Below are 17,139 nucleotides of genomic sequence, written 5' to 3' on the forward strand. Positions count from 1 at the left end.
GGCGGGCATGCAGAACGGGGACGGCCGCCGTCCGTCCCCGTCAGTTCTGCCGCGTGTGGGTCAGGAGCCCGTCACCCAGATCATCTTGCGACCGGTCTCTGCCGGGGCGGTCGGCGCCGCCGAATCGATCCGGTCCAGCGTGTAGCCGAGCTTGCGCGGCACGGCGGCGCTCGCGGCGTTCGACTCGTCGCAGTGGATCTCCGCCCGGGTGATGCCCGGCAGGGCGAGCGCGGCCCCGGTGAGCGCGCGGGCGGCGGCGGTGGCCAGGCCGCGGCCGACGTGCTCGCGGTGCACCCAGTAGCCGATCTCCAGCGCGCCCGGGCCGATCCGGCCGTGCAGGCCGAAACCGCCGATCACCACGTCCGGTTCGGCGTCCAGGCCGAGCAGGTACATGAAGTCGGTGCCCTCGTCCCAGACCTGCTCGCCGCGGACCGAGAGCTGCTCGCTCTCCGGCAGCGTCGGCGCGTCGGCGGCCCACGGCATGTACGGGCGCAGGTGGTCGAGGTTGGCGAGCACCGCGGTGTTCAGCGCGGCGGCGTCCGCCAGCCGGCGGCGGCGCAGGTGCGCGCCGCCGCCGATCGGCAGCAGCTCGGGCGGTCGGCCCGGGGTCAGCGGTCGCACCGTGTTGTCAGGTGCGTCGGTGGAGTGGCTCATGATCCGGAAGTATGGGCCATGTCCGACCGCGCTGACCAGGAGATATTCCGTACCCTCACGGCTCGTTCACGGCCCGGACCGGGGCGGGGTCGCGCGCGCCCGGAGCGCCGCGCGGACCCGCGCGCTGTCCGCCGGTCCGTCAGAGCCGCACCAGCACCTCGTCCAGCGGCTTGCGCTCCAGGTCCGGCACCCGGGCGTCGTCCGCCGGGTAGCCGACCGGGATCACGTACGCGGCGCGCTCCTCCTGCGGGCGCTCGCAGACCTCGTTCAGGAAGCGCATCGGGCTCGGCGTGTGCGTCAGCGTGGCCAGGCCCGCCTGGTGCAGCGAGGCCAGCAGCAGGCCGACGGCGATGCCCACGCTCTCCTTGGTGTAGTAGGGGCGCGGCGAGTTGGGGCCCTTGTGCACCTCGAACACCACGATCACCGCGGGCGCGTCCTCCAGGAACGGCTTGCGCCAGTCGGTGCCGATCGGGGCCAGTGCCGCCAGCCACTCCTCGGACGCCCGGTGCGCGTAGAACTCCCGCTCCTCCGCCTCGGCGGCCTCCCGCAGCCGCCGCTTGCGCTCCGGATCGGTCACCACCACGAACCGCCACGGCTGCACGTGCGCGCCGCTGGGCGCGGTCGACGCCGTGCGGATCGCCCACTCCAGCACGCCCTCGGGCAGCGGACGGGTCGAGTAGTCGCGGACGGTGCGGCGCTGTGCCATCACCTCGTGGAAGTCCCGGCAGCGGTCCGCAGCCTCGTCGGCGGGCACGCTCATCGGACGCAGCGGCACCGTCGGGAAGGACGGCGCTTCGGTGCTGGATGCACTGTCAACCATGGGCGACAGCACAGCACATGGCGAGCGCCGAGTGGAAGATCCGACCTTGCCAGGACTTGCCAGGACTTGCCGGCCGGGCCCGGCGACGCGGGCGCCGGGGTTCGGCGGCCCGGCCGCAAGGTCTCGGCGACCCGGTCGTCGGGCCCCGGCGAACCGTGCCGCCGGCGTCCGGCGAGTCGGCGGCCGGCGAATCGATGGCCGGCGGCCCCGCCCGTCAGGCTTCGGTGACCCGGCCGTCCGCGACCACCAGCCGACGGTTCACCTTCACCGTGTCCAGCATCCGCCGGTCGTGGGTGACCAGCAGCAGGGTGCCGGTGTAGGAGGCCAGCGCCGACTCCAACTGCTCGATCGCGGGCAGGTCCAGGTGGTTCGTCGGCTCGTCCAGCACCAGCAGGTTCACCCCGCGGGCCTGCAGCAGCGCCAGCGCCGCCCGGGTCCGCTCGCCCGGCGACAGCGTCGCGGCGGGGCGCAGCACGTGCACCGCCTTCAGGCCGAACTTGGCCAGCAGGGTGCGCACGTCCTCCGGGTTCAGGTCCGGCACGGCGGCGGAGAACGCCTCCAGCAGCGGACGCTCGGCGTCGTCGCCGAACAGGTGGCCGCGGGCCTGCTCGACCTCGCCGATCTGCACGCCCGAGCCGAGCACCGCACTGCCCGAGTCCAGCTCCAGCCGGCCCAGCAGCGCCGCCAGCAGCGTCGACTTGCCCGCGCCGTTGGCGCCGGTGATCGCCACCCGGTCCGCCCAGTCGATCTGCAGGTCCACCGGGCCGAACGCGAACTCGCCGCGCTTGACGGCGGCCTGACGGAGCGTCGCCACCACCGAGCCGGAGCGCGGCGCGGGGGCGATCTCCATCCGCAGCTCCCACTCCTTGCGGGGCTCCTCCACCACGTCCAGTCGCTCGATCATCCGCTGTGTCTGCCGGGCCTTCGCGGCCTGCTTCTCGGTGGACTCGGCGCGCTGCGCGCGGGCCTTCTTGTCGTTGTCGCCGCCCTTGCGCCGGGCGTTGCGCACACCGTGCTCCAGCCAGTTGCGCTGCATCTGGGCGCGCGCCTCCAGGCCGGCCTTGGTGTCCGCGTAGTCCTCGTACTGCTCGCGGGCGTGCCGGCGGCCGATCGCCCGCTCCTCCAGGTACGACTCGTAGCCGCCGCCGTACAGGTTCACCTGGTGCTGGTGCAGGTCCAGTTCGAGCACCCTGGTCACGGTGCGGGCCAGGAACTCGCGGTCGTGGCTGATCAGCACGGTGCCCGCGCGCAGGCCCTTGACGAACGCCTCCAGGCGCTCCAGGCCGTCCAGGTCCAGGTCGTTGGTGGGCTCGTCCAGCAGGAACACGTCGTACCGGGACAGCAGCAGCGAGGCCAGGCCCGCGCGGGCCGCCTGGCCGCCGGACAGCGCCGTCATCGGCAGGTCCAGCGACACCTTCAGGCCCAGCTGGTCGGCGACCTCCTCGGCCCGCTCCTCCAGGTCCGCGCCGCCCAGGTCCAGCCAGCGGTCCAGGCTCACCGCGTACGCATCGTCCGCGCCCGGCCGGCCCTCCACCAGGCCCTCGGTCGCCTCGTCCAGCGCCGCCTGCGCCGCCGCGACGCCCGTCCGGCGGGCCAGGAAGTCGCGCACCGACTCGCCCTCCCGCCGCTCCGGCTCCTGCGGCAGGTGCCCGACGTTCGCGGTCGGCGGGCTCAGCTTCAGACTGCCGCCCTCCGGCGCGTCCAGCCCGGCCAGCAGCCGCAGCAACGTGGACTTGCCCGCGCCGTTCACCCCGACCAGCCCGATCACGTCCCCGGGGGCGACGACCAGGTCCAGCCCGGCGAACAGCGTGCGCTCACCGTGACCGGCGGCGAGATCCTTGACGACGAGAGTGGCACTCATGATGAGTCGATTTTAGACGCCGCCCGAAGCACCCCCGTCCGGGCCGGCCTGCACCCCCGTCGGCCGGGGCTGCGCCCGGCCCTCGGTGTCGGAATACGACTCGTAGCTGTGGGCGGTGCCGCGGTTCCACTCCTCGCCGGTGAGCCGCCGGTACGCCTGGTCAGGGACGTACAGCAGCGGCTCCGCCCGGACGTACTCCGCGGCGTACGGCGCGAACCGGCCCGAGTCGGCCGGCACGGCCAGGTACTCGGCCCGGCCGGCGGCGACCCCGGCGGCGCGGGTGTGGAGGAACCCGTCACCGGACGGCTCCTCGCCCGGCTCGCGGTGGTCCAGCCGGTACGGCATCGTCGACAGCTGCCCGGCGAAGCCCGTCACCAGCGCGACCGGGCCGGCGGCCGGCCGGTTCTCCAGCGCGGCCGCCGGCCGCTCCGCGACCGGGTCGGCGCCGGGCGGGCGGCACTCCTCGATCAGCTGCCGGGACTCGCCCTCGCCCACGCCCGTCAGCGTGGCGGGAGCCGCTGACAGCGTCTGGCCGAAGAGACGGGACTTAATTCCGTTGCACCCGGCGGCAGGGGTTCCGTACGCTCGGAGGCGTCACATTCCCGCATGTCTGGAGAAGGCCGTTGCTTGTCTGAGGTCATGAGACACCGCGCCACGCCACACCCGTGTTGTTTCCGGGTTTCTCGGCGTGCGGGCGCGAGTGCGACCTCGGCTGGGCAGCGATCCATGGCTCCCGTGCGGGTTTCTGCTTTCCCGTGACGGCCCTTCTCGCAGCCGCGTCCCCGGTGTCTCCCCGTGTTGTCCCCTTTTCCACGGCAACTGACGGAGGCCCTCCATGGCGCAACCCACCACCTCGATCCTCTGCACCGACCTCGGCTTCGAATGGCCCGACGGCCGCCCCGTGCTGAGCGGTTTCCACCTCGCGGTCGGCCCCGGCCGGACGGGGCTGGTCGGCCTGAACGGCGCCGGCAAGTCCACGCTGCTGCGGCTGATCGCGGGCGAGCTCACCCCGGCCTCCGGCACCGTCCGGATCGCCGGTGAACTCGCCTACCTGCCACAGGACCTGACGGTCGCTTCGGACCAGCGGGTGGACGAGACGCTCGGCATCCGCGCCAAGCGCGAAGCCCTGCACGCCATCGAGTCCGGAGACGTCGACGAACGGCACTTCGCCGCCATCGGCGACGACTGGGACGTCGAGGAGCGCGCCCGCGCCACCCTCGACCGCCTCGGCCTGGCGGGGCTGCACCTGGACCGCACCACCGGCGAACTCTCCGGCGGCCAGGCCGTCCTGCTGCACCTCGCCGCGCTGCTGCTGCGCCGCCCCGACGTGCTGCTGCTCGACGAGCCCACCAACAACCTGGACGCCCAGGCGCGGGCGCGGCTGTACGACGCGGTGGCCGCCTTCCCGGGCGTGCTGCTGCTGGTCAGCCACGACCGGGAGCTGCTGGAGCGGGTCGACCAGATCGCCGACCTGCGGGACGGCGAAGTCACCTGGTACGGCGGCAACTTCAGCGCCTACCGGGCGGCCCTGGCGGCCGAGCAGGAGAGCGCCGAACGCCTGGTCCGCAACGCCGAGGCCGATGTGAAGCGGCAGAAGCGGGATCTGGTCGAGGCCACCCAGCGGCTCGCCAAGTCCGCGGCCTACGGCAAGGCCCGCTCGGTGCGGCGCAACGACCCCAAGGCCCTCGCCGACAAGCTCCAGGGCAAGGGCGAGGAGACGGCGGGCCGCCTGCGCGGCATGCACACCGAACGCCTCAACGAGGCCAAGGAGCGCCTCGCCGTCGCCGAGGAGGCGGTGCGGGACGACGCGGAGATCCGCATCGACCTGCCCCGCACCGCCGTCCCCGCCGGGCGCAGCGTGCTGCAGCTCGAACGCGTCCGGCTGGCCTACGGCGGAGTGGTCGACCTGGAGCTGCGCGGGCCCGAGCGGGTCGCCCTGATCGGCCGCAACGGCTCAGGCAAGACCACGCTGCTGCGCACCGTCGCGGGGGAGCTCGCGCCCGCCGAGGGCATGATCACCACGCCGGTGCCGATGCGGTACCTGCCGCAGCGCCTCGACGTGCTGGACGACGGAGCCACCGTCTTCCGGAACGTCAAGGCGTACGCCCCCGCCGCCACGGACAACGACGTCCGGGCCCGGCTCGCCCGGTTCCTGTTCCGCGGCGCCCGGGCCGACCAGCAGGCCGGCACGCTCTCCGGCGGCGAGCGCTTCCGGGCGACGCTGGCGGCCCTGCTGCTGGCCGACCCGCCGCCGCAGCTGCTGCTGCTCGACGAGCCGACCAACAACCTGGATCTGGCCAGCGTCCGCCAGCTCACCCAGGCCCTGGCGGGTTACCGGGGCACGCTGGTCGTCGCCAGCCACGACTACCCGTTCCTGCGGGAGATCGGCATCACCCGCTGGCTGGAGTGGGACGGGGGTGAGCTCCACGCGGTGGACCCGCGCTGAGCCCGGCCCGCCGGGTGGCGGCCGCTCAGACCTTGGTGACCGTCACGTCGTCGCACCAGCCGTAGCCGCTGCCGCTGCGCGCATAGCAGTAGATGCGCGCGGTGGTGGCGGTCGGGCCGGTGGTGAAGACGGCCGAGCCCTGGCTCCAGGCGGTCGTGGTGAACGCCGCCCGGTTGCTGGAGCCGGCGGTGTCGTACTCCTTGGCGCCCAGCGACAGTTCGGTGCCGGCCGCCGACACCTTGCCCCAACCGGTCAGCCGGTAGCTGGTGCCCGGCTGCACGGAGACGATCTGTTCGGCGGCGGCCTGCGCCGGGCCGACCCGCACGGCGGCGGTGCCGCTGTGCGCGTTGGCGGTGTCCAACTGCACGCCGCCGTAGTACGTCCACGGGGCGAGCGTCCCGGCCTCGAAGCCGCCGTTGCGGACGGGGTCGGGCGCGCTGCAGGTCGCGTCGTCGAAGGCACTCGCCTGCTGGAAGCCGATGTCGGGGCGGCACACCTGCGGCACCGGGGCGCCGAAGTAGTCCCGCCCGCCATTGGCGGGGACGACGGCGCCCGCGCCCCGGGCCGGGGAGGCGGCGCCCAGCCGGTAGTCGGCCGGGTCGGCGCCGCCCGGGTTCGCAAGCTGCGGGTCGGCCGTCACCTTCCGGGCGTCGGTCGGCTCGTTGGCCGGGTGGGCGCCCCAGAAGGCGTTGGCGTCCCAGCTGAAGTCGCCGGGCTTGTAGGCGCTGGTGCCGAAGCCGGTGTAGCCGCCGCTGCCCAGGTTGTGGAAGAGGTTGCCGCTGAGCGCGGTGGTCGAGGTGCCCGAGCCCTGCTGGATGATCGGGGTGGTCGAACCGGCCGGCAGGTACACGGTGTTGTTGTACATCCGGGCGTTCTTCTCACCGACGGCGAACAGCCAGCGGCTCTGGTCGGCCCGGCTCAGGTTGTTGCGCACCACCGTGCCGGTCGAGGACGAGCCCGCCCCGCAGGCGCCGCAGAACAGCATGAAGCCGCCCTGGTTGTCGTGGCTGTAGTTGTACTGGAACAGCGCCCCGTTGTTGCCGTAGTCCGAGTCGAAGGCCATGCCGTCGTTGTTGTCGGACAGCCGGCGCACGTGGTGCACCTCGTTGTACTGGATCGTCGTGGAGTCGGAGTTGATGGTCCAGATCCCGGCGTTCGAGCCCATCGGGCGCATCGCCAGGTCGAAGGCGGTGTTGTGCTCGACCAGCGCGTGGTCGGCGGCCCGCACCACGATGCCGTCGCCGCCGGTGTCCTGGACGGTGTTGCCGCGGAACACCAGGCGGGTGCTGGCCCGCCAGTTGTTGGTGGTGCCGCAGCCGTCGCCGGTGCCGTAGCTCGGCCGGCACATCCAGGTCGAGCGGTTGGTCAGCCCCTCCCGGTCGACGTGCGCGATCTGCGAGTTCTGCACCGTGACGTCGTCGAAGTTGGTCGGGGTGGTGGTGCCGGAGACCCGGAACTGGATGCCGTTGGACCACTTGGTGGCGTCGCCGTTGACGTCGTGCACGTACACGTCGTCCACCAGGTAGTGGGTGCCGACGCCGCTCGGCAGGTCGGCGATCTCCACCAGCAGGCCGTTGCGCTCCCGCTTGGCAGCGGCGGTGTCCCGGAAGGTGATCTCCAAGTCGCGGATCTCCCACTGCTCCACGTTGTAGAGGCGGACGGCCGCGTTCTGGCTGCTCGCCGGGTCGCCGGCCACCACCGGGCGGGCGGTGCCGGTACCGTAGCCCGCCAGAGTGATCGGCGCGCCGGCCGTTCCGGAGCCCTGCGGCTGCAGGGTGCCGGTGCAGGTCGCGCCGCGCTTGAGCAGCAACTGGTCGCCGGGCTGGAAGAGGTGCGCGTTGGCGGAGGCGAGGCTGTTCCACGGACTGGCCTGGCTGCCCGAGCCGTCGGCGGCGGCCGAACAGTCCAGGTACCAGGCGCTGCCGGCGGCGGCGCTCGCCGCGCCCGCCGGCAGCGCCGGGGTCAGGAGGGTGGCGGCGGCCAGGGCCAGAGGCAGGGCACGCCGAAGGGAACGGTGCAGGAGCATCGTTGGGACTCCCGAGAATGGAGGGTGGGATGGGGCGCCCGGTTCCGCACCGTAGGTTGACCATCTGATCGAGTCAATAACTTCAGACCTTTCGATCGAATGGCGATCGAATGATAAAAATTGATCGGCAGAGGTGGCGCTGGTCCACCGCACCTGCCGCCGCGGCCCGACCGGGCCCGCGGAGCTCACCAGGAGAGGACGCCATGACCGTCACGGCAGACGAACGCCGGGCACGGATCCTGCAGGTCGTGCGCGACCTCGGCACCGTCCGGGTGGTCGACCTGGCCACCCGCCTCGGCATCCCCGCGGTCACCGTCCGCCGGGACGTCGCCGCCCTCGCCGACGCCGGCGAACTCGCCCGCTCGCACGGCTCCGTCTCGCTCCCCGACAGCGGCCCGAACGCCCGCCCCGGCCGCCACGACCGGGTCATCGGCATGCTGGTCCCCACCGTCGGCTCCTACTTCGACGAAGTGATCGCCGGCGCCCGCGCCGCCGCCGCCACCGCCGGCGCCCGACTGGTCCTCGGCATCGCCGCGTACGAGGCCCGCGACGACCGCGCCCAGGTCGAGCGCCTGCTCGAATCCGGCGTCGACGGCCTGCTGCTCACCCCCAACTGGCAGCCCGGTGACCCGACACACCACCCCGACCACCACCACTGGCTCGCCGAACTCCCCGTCCCCGCCGTCCTGGTGGAACGCAAGGCCGACCCCGGCAGCGCCGCCGCCGAACTCGACGCCGTCGGCTCCGACCACCGCCACGGCGTGCTGCTCGCGCTGCGCCACCTCGCCGCCCTCGGCCACGACACCGTGCTGCTCGCCGCCCGCGCCGACACCTGGACGGCCCACCAGGTCCGCACCGGCTACGCCGAGGCCGTCCACCTGCTCGGCCTGCGCACCCGCCCCGTCATCGACATGCACCGCCCCGGCACCCCCGCCGGCGTCCCCGACCCCGAATGGGTCGCCCAGCAGATCGCCGAAGCCACCGCCGACGGCGTCCGCGCCGTCCTCGTCCACAACGACCAGGACGCCATCCAACTCCCGCCGCTGCTGCGCACCCGCGGCCTGCGCGTCCCCGAGGACGTCGCACTGATCTCCTACGACGACGTCTTCGCCGCCCTCGCCGCACCCCCGCTCACCGCCGTCGCCCCGCCCAAGAAGTCCGTCGGCGCCGCGGCCCTCGAACTCCTGCTCCGCCGCCTCGACGGCGGCTCCGGCCTCCCCGCCTATCACGTCGAACTGCTCCCCACCCTGAAGGTCCGCACCTCCTGCGGGGGCGACGGCGGGGCTTGACCCGGTAGGCCGAAGAGGGGGAGGCAGGGCGCGAGGCCGTCGATCGTGACGGGGGTGGTGCGGCAGGCCTCCCAGTCGGCGCGGGTCAGCCGGAACCGGTGGGACGTCATCCGGCGGCCGCGCACCACCACCTGCTCGACGCCGTCCGGCCGGTAGCCGTGCTTGCGGGAGACGGCGGCCGAGGCGGCGTTGTCCGCGAACGCATCCGAGACCGCCTCGTCGGCGCCCAGCCCCGCGAAGGCCAGGTGCAGGACGGCCGCGCGCATCTCCGTGCCGATGCCCCGCCCTTGGTGCGGCGCGCCCAGCCAGGACCCGGTGCCCACCTGCCGCAGCACGCCGAAGTCCCGCGCGGCGACGGTCTGCAGGCCCACCACCCGCCCGTCCGCGAACACGGCGAGGTTGAGCGCCCAGTCGTCCGGCGACCACGAGCCGAGCCGCCGCCAGTGGTGCTGCACCACCGAACGGGCCCGCTCGGCGGGCGGCAGATCCGTCCACGGCACCAGGAAGGGCATCCGGTCCGCGGCGTGGACGCCGCCCGCCGCCAGGTCCGCCAGCGCGGCCAATTCCTCGTCCCCGGGCAGCCGAAGCTCCAGCCGGGGCGTCCTCAGTCGCAGGCCCAGCACGGGCCAGTGATCGATCAGCATGCGGCATTGTGCTGCGTCCCGGCGGCCGCGGGCACCCGGTTTTCGGGCCGGCGGGCGGGGCGGAGCGCGGAGCGGCGGGCGGGCCGGAGTGCGGCGCCGAGTGTGGGTACGACCTGCTTGGGTGCCGGTATGACCGTTAACACGTTGCTGCGGCGCTGCCCTCCGTCGCCGAACTCCAGGGCCACTGCCGGACCTTGGCAGTGCTGGACGCGATCCTGCGCCCCGCCTGGGAGGACCGGTACTTCGGCTACGACAGCCGGTGGGACGCGGCGGCCGGCCGGCACCTGGCCTCGATGCGGTACGGCAGCGGCGACGAGTACGCGATCGTGTTCGAACCCGCCGGCGCGTACGTGCGCGGGTTCGCCCACGAGGCGGAGATGAGCCCGTACGGCCACGACGACCAGGTGTGGCCCGGCGTACTGGACGACGTGCCCGCCGCGTTCGCCGCGCAGGTCGCCGAGCCGGTGTTCAGCGACGAGAACGGCACCCCGGTGGTGACGGCCTGCCTGTGGCGCGAGACCGCCGACCCGGCCTGGCGGCACGGCGCGATCGACTTCCCCGCCGGACCCGACCCCGACGGTGCGGACGCCCTGTTCGCGCTGCTGACGGACCGCCGGCCGGAGGCGTACCACGCGCACGCCGAGGAGTACCTGGAGGCCGAGATCGACCTGGCGGCCGTCCGCGCGATCTTCGCCGGCGAGCCGCTGACGGAGGACCTGGTGGCCGCCCTCAACCCCGAACTCACCCTGGCCGACCTCGCCGGGGACCTGGCCGAGATCGGCCATCCGGCCGGGACGGCGTCGCAGTAGGGAAGACCGTTCGCGGCCCGCTCACCACCGCCGAAGAGCTCCACGCCCACCTGGTGCAGCAGACCGACCCGGTGCTGCGCCGGATCGGGAGGTGCGAGGGTGAGGCTCCCTCCGGCGGGTGCCGGGCGAGCCGGGCCGGTTCTGGCTGAGCTGCTGACGGGCGAACAGTTCCAGGTGGCCGCACTGCGGGCAGCGGAAGGCGTCGATCTGGAAGTGGGGTCGGCCGAAGCGCCTGGCCCCGCCCAACAGGCCACGCTCCAGCGGGCCCGCGATCCAGCGGGCATCGCCCCGGCTGCCCTCACCGCGGTCCTCGACGAAGCCCTGGTCGAGACCGGGACTCCCGCCGTGGGTGCACTTCAATTCCTCGGTCACGGTGGGAGCCTAGGCCGGGACCTCGGCGCTGCGGCAGGCGGGCGGGACATCGGTCGGAGAGGGAGCGGAGGCCGGGCGGCGGCGGTGGGCCCGCTGGCGGCAGGTGGGTCCGCAGTAGCGCACCGGGCGGCCGGTGGGGCGGGGCGTGAGTACGGCCCCGCACTCCTCGCAGGCGGTGGCGAGCGTCCGGCGGCCGCCGAGCGTGTCACGAAAAGGTAGTTGTTCCGTGACGGAAGTGGAGGGCCGCAGCCCGTCCAGGGCGAGCCGGACGAGCTGGAGGCCGGCCTGAGGGTCGCGGCGTGCGGTGAGCATCGAGGTGCACCCCACGGCGAACGAGGCGACGTCCTCGGGGCCGAGGTCGGGGCGGACTCCGCCGGCCCGCTGCGCCGCGTGGAGCAGGGCCGTCAGGACTTGGCGGAACCGCTGCACGGCCGCCGTCAGCACCGGGCGCGGCCAACTCGGGTCGGCGGTCACCAGGTCGCAGACCGGTCCGCGCCGCCGGGACGTCTCGACCACCTCCAGGAGGAACCCGAAGAACGCCTCGGTGGGCGCGAATCGGGCCGTCCGCCGCTCGCCGGATGCGATCAGGTCGTTCAGGTGCTGGGCGTGCACCGCTTCGAGGAGGGCCTGCTTGCTGGGGAAATGCCGGTACACGGTGCCGGCGCCGACACCAGCCCGGCGCGCGATGTCGCCCAGCGGGACGTCGAGTCCGTGCTCGGCGAACGCCTCCCCGGCGGCGGCCAGCACCTTCGCCCGATTGCGGCGGGCATCGGTCCGGTCGCCGCCGTCGACCACTGTCGTCATGTCACGAAACCCCTTGTCCCCCGGGAGCCGACCGGGTTGAAGTATCCCAGATCCCCGAGTCGACGACCGGTTCCCGACCGGGCCCGGGGAAGAAGGAGGACGACATGACCAACGGACCCACCTGGGGCGTCATCGCCGTGACCGGCGCCACCGGCAAGCAGGGCGGCGCGACCGCACGCCGCCTGCTGGCCGCCGGCCACCCGGTCCGCGCACTGGTGCGGGACACCGCCGCGCCCGCCGCCGTGGCCCTCGCGGACGCCGGAGCCGAACTGGTCCGCGCCGACTTCGACCACCCGGCGAGCCTCGAACCGGCACTGGTCGGCGCCACCGCCCTGTTCGCCGTGCCGCCCGTGGCCTACGGCCCGCAAGGCCTCGACGACGAACTGGAGTTCAGCCGCGGCCGCGACCTGACCGACGCGGCAGCCGCCGTCGGAATCCGCCAGGTGGTGTTCACCGGCGTCGCCCCGACCACCGGCGCGGCGTTCGCGGCGCCCGGGAAGCGGCGCATCGAGGAGTACCTGCACCGGCGGATCCCGCTCGTCACCGTGCTGAGCCCGGTGCGTTTCATGACCAACTACCTCGGGTCGAACGGCCTCGGCCTCGACGGCATCGTCGACGGCGTGCACCGGCACCTGTTCAGCCCGAACGACCCCGTCCAGATCATCGCGCTGGAGGACATCGCCGAGTTCGCGGCCCTCGCCTTCGAACAGCCCGACCGCTTCGCCGGACGCACCCTGGAACTGGCCGGCGACGCCCTGACCCCGGTCGAGGCCGCCGCCGCGATCAGCGCCGCCACCGGAATCGCCGTCCGCTACCGACAGCTCACCCACGACGAGGCCGCCGCGCTCCACCCGAGCTTCGCCGAAGTCCGCCGCCAGTGGGCCGCCGGCCACCGCTGGCACGCCGACATCGACGCCCTGCGCGTCCTCCACCCCGGCCTGCGCACCTTCTCGGCCTGGCTCGACGAGACCGGCACCGCCGCCCTGCGCGCCCAACTGCTGGGCGGCCGGAGCTGAGAACGCCATGTCCGATATCCGCCAGCGGGGGCGCGCCGCACTCCTCGATGATCCGGCCCGTGACCACGCACTCGCAGGGAATCCGGATCAGGCACCGCGGCGCAGCTCCGCAGGTGCACCCCACCGCATACGTCGCGCCGACCGCCGCACTCGTCGGCGACGTGCGAATCGGCCCCCGTGCCCGGGTGATGTTCGGCGCGGTGCTCGACGCGGAGGGCTCGTACATCGAGATCGGGGAGGCGACGGTGGTGTCCGAGAACGCCGTCCTGCGGGCCTCCGCCGTCGCCGCCGACCAGCCCGTCCGGCTCGCCGACCACGTGTTCGTCGGCCCGCACGCCACCCTGCTGGGCTGCACCGTGCAGCGCTGCTGCTACCTGGCCACCTCCGCCAGTGTGCTGCAGGAGGCCCGGGTCGGCGCCGGTTCGGTGGTGGCCGTCGCCGCGCTCGTCCATGCCCGCACCGTGCTCCCCGACGAGTACTTCGTCCCCCCGCAGATGCTCGCCATCGGCGACCCGGTCCAACTCCTGGCCCCCGGCGACCCGTCCGTGCCGGAGGCCATCGGCCGCCTCGGATTCGCGAACACCGCCTTCGGCATCGACGCCTCCTGGACCGACCGCCTGGCCCGCCACGAACGCATCGCCGAAGTACGCGCAACCGAGTACGCCGCCCACCTGGACGACCACCCCGCCACCGACTGACACCCCCTCATCCGACGACCGGACCCCGAGCCACGAACCCGTGCAACTGGACGGCCGCACCGTCGACCGCGTTGGGCCCCGGCGGACCGTCGAGGTCGATTCCGCACAGCGCGTGCAGTGCGGCCACGCCCAGGGCCAGGGCGTGGAAGGGCAGCGCGTTCGGGTCCTCGGCCCGGTCGGGCCAGGGAATGGTGTCGGCGTTGCAATCGGCTGCCCAGTACGGGGTTTCGAAGGGGAGCCGTTCGCCGAGGTCCTCGATGAACCCGTCGTCGGGGCACAGACTCAGCGAGCGAACGAGGCGTCCGTCCTCCCAGACGGCGAAGGCGGACCAGCCGACGACGCTGTGCATGCCGTGCAGGATGAGTCGTCGGCCGGCGCTCGCGGCCACCAGCGGCGCGGGGAGTTCGGACGGCCGTTCGGAGATCAGTCGCCGATCGCACACGATGTCGACGCCGGGGAAACTCGCCGCGAACGCATCCCCGAAGGGCGGATACAACCCGTCCCAGAGACGGACGGGGGCCGTCGGTTCGATCGTTCGCCCGGGAGTGAGGCGCTTCATCATGGCGACGGTCCGACCTGGGTCGGACACGTCGGCCTGCCGCAGGAGAGCGGGCACCTCTCCGTCGGTGTACACCAGCAGACTGGTCCTGTACCCCATGGCGCCCTCCACCTGTCGCGGTGCGCAGCAGGCTAGTTGGAGGATCCGACAGGCGAGCAAGGTCGAGCAGGGGTCTGCCCGTGAGCAGCGCGAATCGAACGCTGAGCGGTGTCAGCGGTTCAGAAGGGCCGTCAGATAGGCGTGGCCGGCGGCCAGTCGGGGGGTGAGGGGGGCTGCGGTGGGGTGCCAGGGGGCCTCGTACTCCCAGGAGATCCAGGTGGGGGTGGGGAGTTGGCCGAGGCAGGTGGGGAGGGGGAGGGTGCCGGTGCCGAGGGGGAGGGGGGTGAGGTCGGTGGGGGAGGCGACGTCCTTGACCTGGGTGTAGGCGAGGCGGGGGGCGAGGTGGTGGTAGGTCTCGGCCGGGGTCTCGCCGGAGAGCCAGGTGTGCAGGACGTCCCAGAGGGCGCCGACGGACGGGTGCGGGGTGGCGGCGAGGAGGGCGGCGAGGGCGGCTCCGGAGCGGTGGGAGTCGTGGGTCTCGACCAGGACGGTGACGCCCAGATCGGCGGCGGTGTCGGCGAGTTGGAGGAGCCGGCGGGCGGCGGTGCGGGTGCCCTCGAGGACGTCGGAGCCGCCGCGGGGGAAGACCCGGACGTACGGGGCGCCCAGGTCGGCGGCCAGGTGGAGGTGGGCGCGCAGGTCGGCGAGGACGGGCGCGTCCGGGCCGGGCTCGGCGATGCCGATGTACGAGGCGACGGTGAGGGGGGTGATGGCGGCGGCGGTGAACCGGCGGGCAGCGGCGCGGCGTTCGGCGGAGGTCAGGCCGGTGTGGACGGGCTCGCTCGGGGCGGCGCGGAGTTCGAGCCCTTGGTAGCCGTGCTCGGCGGCGAGGGCGAGGACGGCGTCCAGGGGGTGGCCGGGGAGGCCGAGAGTGGAGAAGGCGAGAGGCACGTCAGGTCCTTGCTGTAGTTGCCCGCCCGCCACCCGTGGCCCGGCTGCGGAGGAACAGGAGAGCGGGCGGGAGGTGACGAGGATTCAGGCGGCCGGGGGAAACGCGCAGGTGGTGGTGGTCCCGTCCGGCCAGGTGACGGTGAGGGACTCGTCGGCGACGGCGAGGTCCAGGGCGGTGAGCGGGGCAAGCGGGCCGGCGGCAGCCGTGAGGCGGGCGGCGCTCGCGAAGACCGCGGTGGTGGAGTCGACCGTGCCGTGCAGGTGCGGAACCGTGGCGGTGGCGCCGAACGCCGTGCCGTCGGGGGCGGGGGTGGTGCTGGCCGCGGTCCAGCCGTGGAGGGCGCGGAGTTCGGTGCGGAGGTGGTCGTCGCCCGTGATGGCGGCGTGGACTCCGTTGGTGGAGACGGCGGGTGCGGCGCCGGTGACCGCCCAGCCGCCCTCGCGGACGGTCGCGCCGGGGGCCGCGCCGCGCACGACGTGGACCCGGACTTCGTCGGGGCCGTGGGCGAGGGTGAGTGAGGTGACGGTGACACCGGGCAGTTCGGCTCCCTGGTGGCGGGGCCGGTGCGAGGACGCGGCCCAGCCGCAGGCGTCGAGGAGGCCCGCGCCGAGGGGGGTGATGGGCCCGCGTTCGGTGGGTTCGCCGTCGAGGAGCAGGGCGAAGTGGTTGTCGCCGGCGGCGGTGCTGGGGCCGGTGCGGGTGGAGTGGGCGAGGCGGGAGTAGAGCGGGTTGTCGGGGACGGGGGCGTCCGCGGGCTGGTCGTCGCTGCCGTGGTTGTGCAGGCGGACCAGGCCGTCGGCGGCGGTGGACTGGATCAGCCAGCCGGGGGCGGGCAGCGGGGTGACGGCGTCGGCGGTCTCGGCGGGGGAGGGGGTCTCGGGGGCGGTCCACACGGGGTGGTCGGGCGGCAGGAGGAGGCCGAGGAAGCCGCCGGAGGCCCAGTAGGGGGAGGCGGGGCCGGAGTAGGGCTGGACGATCGGCGGGTAGGGGCCGTGCCAGCCGAGGGTGAGCAGTCCGTGTTCGTCGAGGGCGCCGCGGTCGAGGAAGTAGCGCAGCGCGCCGGAGGCGAGTCGGCGGGTGGCGCCGGGATCGAGCGGGGTGGTGCCGAGCAGGGCGCCGGCCCACAGCGGGGCGGCGGCGGCGAACCGGTAGCTGAGCGAGCGTCCCTGGTGGACGGGCGCGCCGTTGTGGTCGAACAGCCGGGAGTAGTCGGCGAGGTAGGCGTGCAGCCGGCTCCCGTAGCGGGCGGTGAGGGCCGGGTCGGCGGCGAGGTGGGCGTGCAGGGCGGGGTAGAGGTGCAGCGCCCAGCCGTTGTAGTGGTCGATGGCGCGGGGGCGGCCGTCGGTGTACCAGCCGTCGCCGAGGTACCAGCGGTCGATGCGTTCCAGGCCGCGGTCGACGGCGGCGTTCGCGGCGTCGGTGTCGATGCCGACCTCGGCGAGGAAGCCGCCGACGGTGAACGGGAAGAGCCACCAGTTGTTGTCCACCGGCCGGCGGTGGAGGGCCTGGGCGAGCCAGGCGCCGGCGCGTTCCTGGACGGCGGGGTCGAGGCGGTCCCAGAGCCAGCGGCGGGTCAGGCGCAGGCCGATGGCGACGGAGGCGGCCTCCACCATGGGCTGGCCGCAGTCGGTGATGACGCCCCAGGAGGTGAGGTCGCCGTCGGAGAGGTCGCGTTCGGCGGTGGGGGTGCGGGTGCCGGCGGCGAGGCCCTCGGCGTAGCGTTCCAGCAGGCCGGTCGGGTCGTCGCCGTCGGCGCCGGCCACCCGGATCGCGGCGAGCAGGAAGGTGCGGGCGTAGCCCTCCAGGCCGTCCGAGCGGGGGCCGGACCAGCTGGGACGGGCGCCGGGGAGGTTGATCAGGGCGTTGGCGGGCCCGGCGTAGGGGCGGAGGGCGGCCAGCAGGTGGTCGGCGGCAGCTTCCCAGTGGGCCCGGGTCCAGCCGGTGTGCGGGCTGAGCACGCGGTCTTCCGGCGGAAGGGGGAGCGGGTGCGGCATGGCGGCGGCCTCGGTTCCTGTGGGCGCGGGGTGGGCGCGGGGGCTGTCCGGCCGACCCTAGGAAGAGGCGATCGTGCCGTCAAGGATCACTGATCGAATGATCTCCTTGATCTGATTGTGACCTCCCGAGAAACGCCGAAAACTCAAGGTGAACGG

The 17,139-nt window shown here is 73.9% G+C and carries 15 protein-coding genes and 1 pseudogene; 5 read left to right on the forward strand and 11 right to left on the reverse strand.

The genetic code is table 11. From position 1 onward, the window contains the following. Window positions 1-60: 60 nt before the first annotated feature. The 4 genes from ACI1MP_RS28350 to ACI1MP_RS28365 all read right to left on the reverse strand — a co-directional run bounded on the left by ACI1MP_RS28350 (window position 61) and on the right by ACI1MP_RS28365 (window position 3,830). On the reverse strand, window positions 61-654 hold the full coding sequence (locus tag ACI1MP_RS28350) for a GNAT family N-acetyltransferase (RefSeq protein ID WP_404869760.1): 594 nt from the start codon (window positions 652-654) through the stop codon (window positions 61-63). Between the two features lie 139 nt (window positions 655-793). Further along, complete coding sequence (locus ACI1MP_RS28355) at window positions 794-1,474, reverse strand: nitroreductase family protein (protein ID WP_380336864.1); 681 nt, start codon at window positions 1,472-1,474, stop codon at window positions 794-796. Window positions 1,475-1,688: 214 nt separating this feature from the next. Next, entirely contained in the window at window positions 1,689-3,335 is a 1,647-nt protein-coding gene (locus tag ACI1MP_RS28360) for an ABC-F family ATP-binding cassette domain-containing protein (RefSeq protein ID WP_404869761.1), read from the reverse strand. Window positions 3,336-3,347: 12 nt separating this feature from the next. Next, entirely contained in the window at window positions 3,348-3,830 is a 483-nt protein-coding gene (locus ACI1MP_RS28365; protein WP_404869762.1) for a hypothetical protein, read from the reverse strand. Window positions 3,831-4,170: 340 nt separating this feature from the next. Between ACI1MP_RS28365 and ACI1MP_RS28370 the strand changes: the two genes are divergently transcribed. Further along, window positions 4,171-5,781, forward strand: a complete 1,611-nt coding sequence (locus ACI1MP_RS28370; RefSeq protein ID WP_380336857.1) for an ABC-F family ATP-binding cassette domain-containing protein — start codon at window positions 4,171-4,173, stop codon at window positions 5,779-5,781. A 25-nt stretch (window positions 5,782-5,806) separates the two neighbouring features. On the opposite strand, the gene ACI1MP_RS28375 is transcribed toward ACI1MP_RS28370, so the two are convergent. Continuing rightward, on the reverse strand, window positions 5,807-7,807 hold the full coding sequence (locus ACI1MP_RS28375; RefSeq protein ID WP_404869763.1) for a carbohydrate binding domain-containing protein: 2,001 nt from the start codon (window positions 7,805-7,807) through the stop codon (window positions 5,807-5,809). A 203-nt stretch (window positions 7,808-8,010) separates the two neighbouring features. On the opposite strand from ACI1MP_RS28375, the gene ACI1MP_RS28380 reads away from it, so the two are divergent. Next, complete coding sequence (locus ACI1MP_RS28380) at window positions 8,011-9,096, forward strand: substrate-binding domain-containing protein (RefSeq protein WP_043913207.1); 1,086 nt, start codon at window positions 8,011-8,013, stop codon at window positions 9,094-9,096. Here the strand turns inward: ACI1MP_RS28380 and ACI1MP_RS28385 are convergent. Continuing rightward, the gene (locus ACI1MP_RS28385; RefSeq protein ID WP_404869764.1) at window positions 9,033-9,740 is read right to left on the reverse strand and encodes a GNAT family N-acetyltransferase; all 708 of its coding nucleotides are present in this window, start codon (window positions 9,738-9,740) and stop codon (window positions 9,033-9,035) included. The two genes, ACI1MP_RS28380 and ACI1MP_RS28385, sit on opposite strands and share 64 nt — an antisense overlap. Window positions 9,741-9,940: 200 nt before the next feature. Between ACI1MP_RS28385 and ACI1MP_RS28390 the strand changes: the two genes are divergently transcribed. Beyond that, window positions 9,941-10,549 (forward strand): hypothetical protein, encoded by a 609-nt coding sequence (locus tag ACI1MP_RS28390; protein WP_380336963.1) that lies wholly within the window; start codon window positions 9,941-9,943, stop codon window positions 10,547-10,549. Window positions 10,550-10,708: 159 nt separating this feature from the next. On the opposite strand, the pseudogene ACI1MP_RS28395 reads toward ACI1MP_RS28390, so the two are convergent. Together ACI1MP_RS28395 and ACI1MP_RS28400 are read right to left on the reverse strand one after the other, a co-directional pair. Further along, window positions 10,709-10,909, reverse strand: a pseudogene (locus ACI1MP_RS28395) (hypothetical protein); the annotation flags it as partial. A 21-nt stretch (window positions 10,910-10,930) separates the two neighbouring features. Continuing rightward, window positions 10,931-11,725 (reverse strand): TetR/AcrR family transcriptional regulator, encoded by a 795-nt coding sequence (locus ACI1MP_RS28400; protein ID WP_404869765.1) that lies wholly within the window; start codon window positions 11,723-11,725, stop codon window positions 10,931-10,933. Between the two features lie 104 nt (window positions 11,726-11,829). On the opposite strand from ACI1MP_RS28400, the gene ACI1MP_RS28405 reads away from it, so the two are divergent. Continuing rightward, a complete protein-coding gene (locus ACI1MP_RS28405; protein ID WP_404869766.1) occupies window positions 11,830-12,741 on the forward strand; it encodes an NmrA family NAD(P)-binding protein in 912 nt (303 codons plus the stop codon). 59 nt (window positions 12,742-12,800) lie between these two features. After that, complete coding sequence (locus ACI1MP_RS28410) at window positions 12,801-13,439, forward strand: gamma carbonic anhydrase family protein (RefSeq protein ID WP_380336847.1); 639 nt, start codon at window positions 12,801-12,803, stop codon at window positions 13,437-13,439. 7 nt (window positions 13,440-13,446) lie between these two features. Here the strand turns inward: ACI1MP_RS28410 and ACI1MP_RS28415 are convergent, their stop codons facing one another. The 3 genes from ACI1MP_RS28415 to ACI1MP_RS28425 form a co-directional block, all read right to left on the reverse strand. After that, window positions 13,447-14,097, reverse strand: coding sequence for a DUF6928 family protein (locus ACI1MP_RS28415; protein ID WP_404869767.1), 651 nt, complete (start codon window positions 14,095-14,097; stop codon window positions 13,447-13,449). A gap of 111 nt (window positions 14,098-14,208) precedes the next feature. Further along, window positions 14,209-14,988 carry a sugar phosphate isomerase/epimerase family protein gene (locus tag ACI1MP_RS28420; protein WP_404869768.1) on the reverse strand — a complete coding sequence of 260 codons (780 nt, stop codon included), beginning with the start codon at window positions 14,986-14,988 and terminating at the stop codon, window positions 14,209-14,211. A gap of 84 nt (window positions 14,989-15,072) precedes the next feature. Beyond that, window positions 15,073-16,983 carry a DUF2264 domain-containing protein gene (locus tag ACI1MP_RS28425; RefSeq protein ID WP_404869769.1) on the reverse strand — a complete coding sequence of 637 codons (1,911 nt, stop codon included), beginning with the start codon at window positions 16,981-16,983 and terminating at the stop codon, window positions 15,073-15,075. Window positions 16,984-17,139 lie beyond the last annotated feature (156 nt).

This window comes from Kitasatospora griseola, assembly GCF_044999035.1.
Lineage (GTDB): Bacteria > Actinomycetota > Actinomycetes > Streptomycetales > Streptomycetaceae > Kitasatospora > Kitasatospora griseola.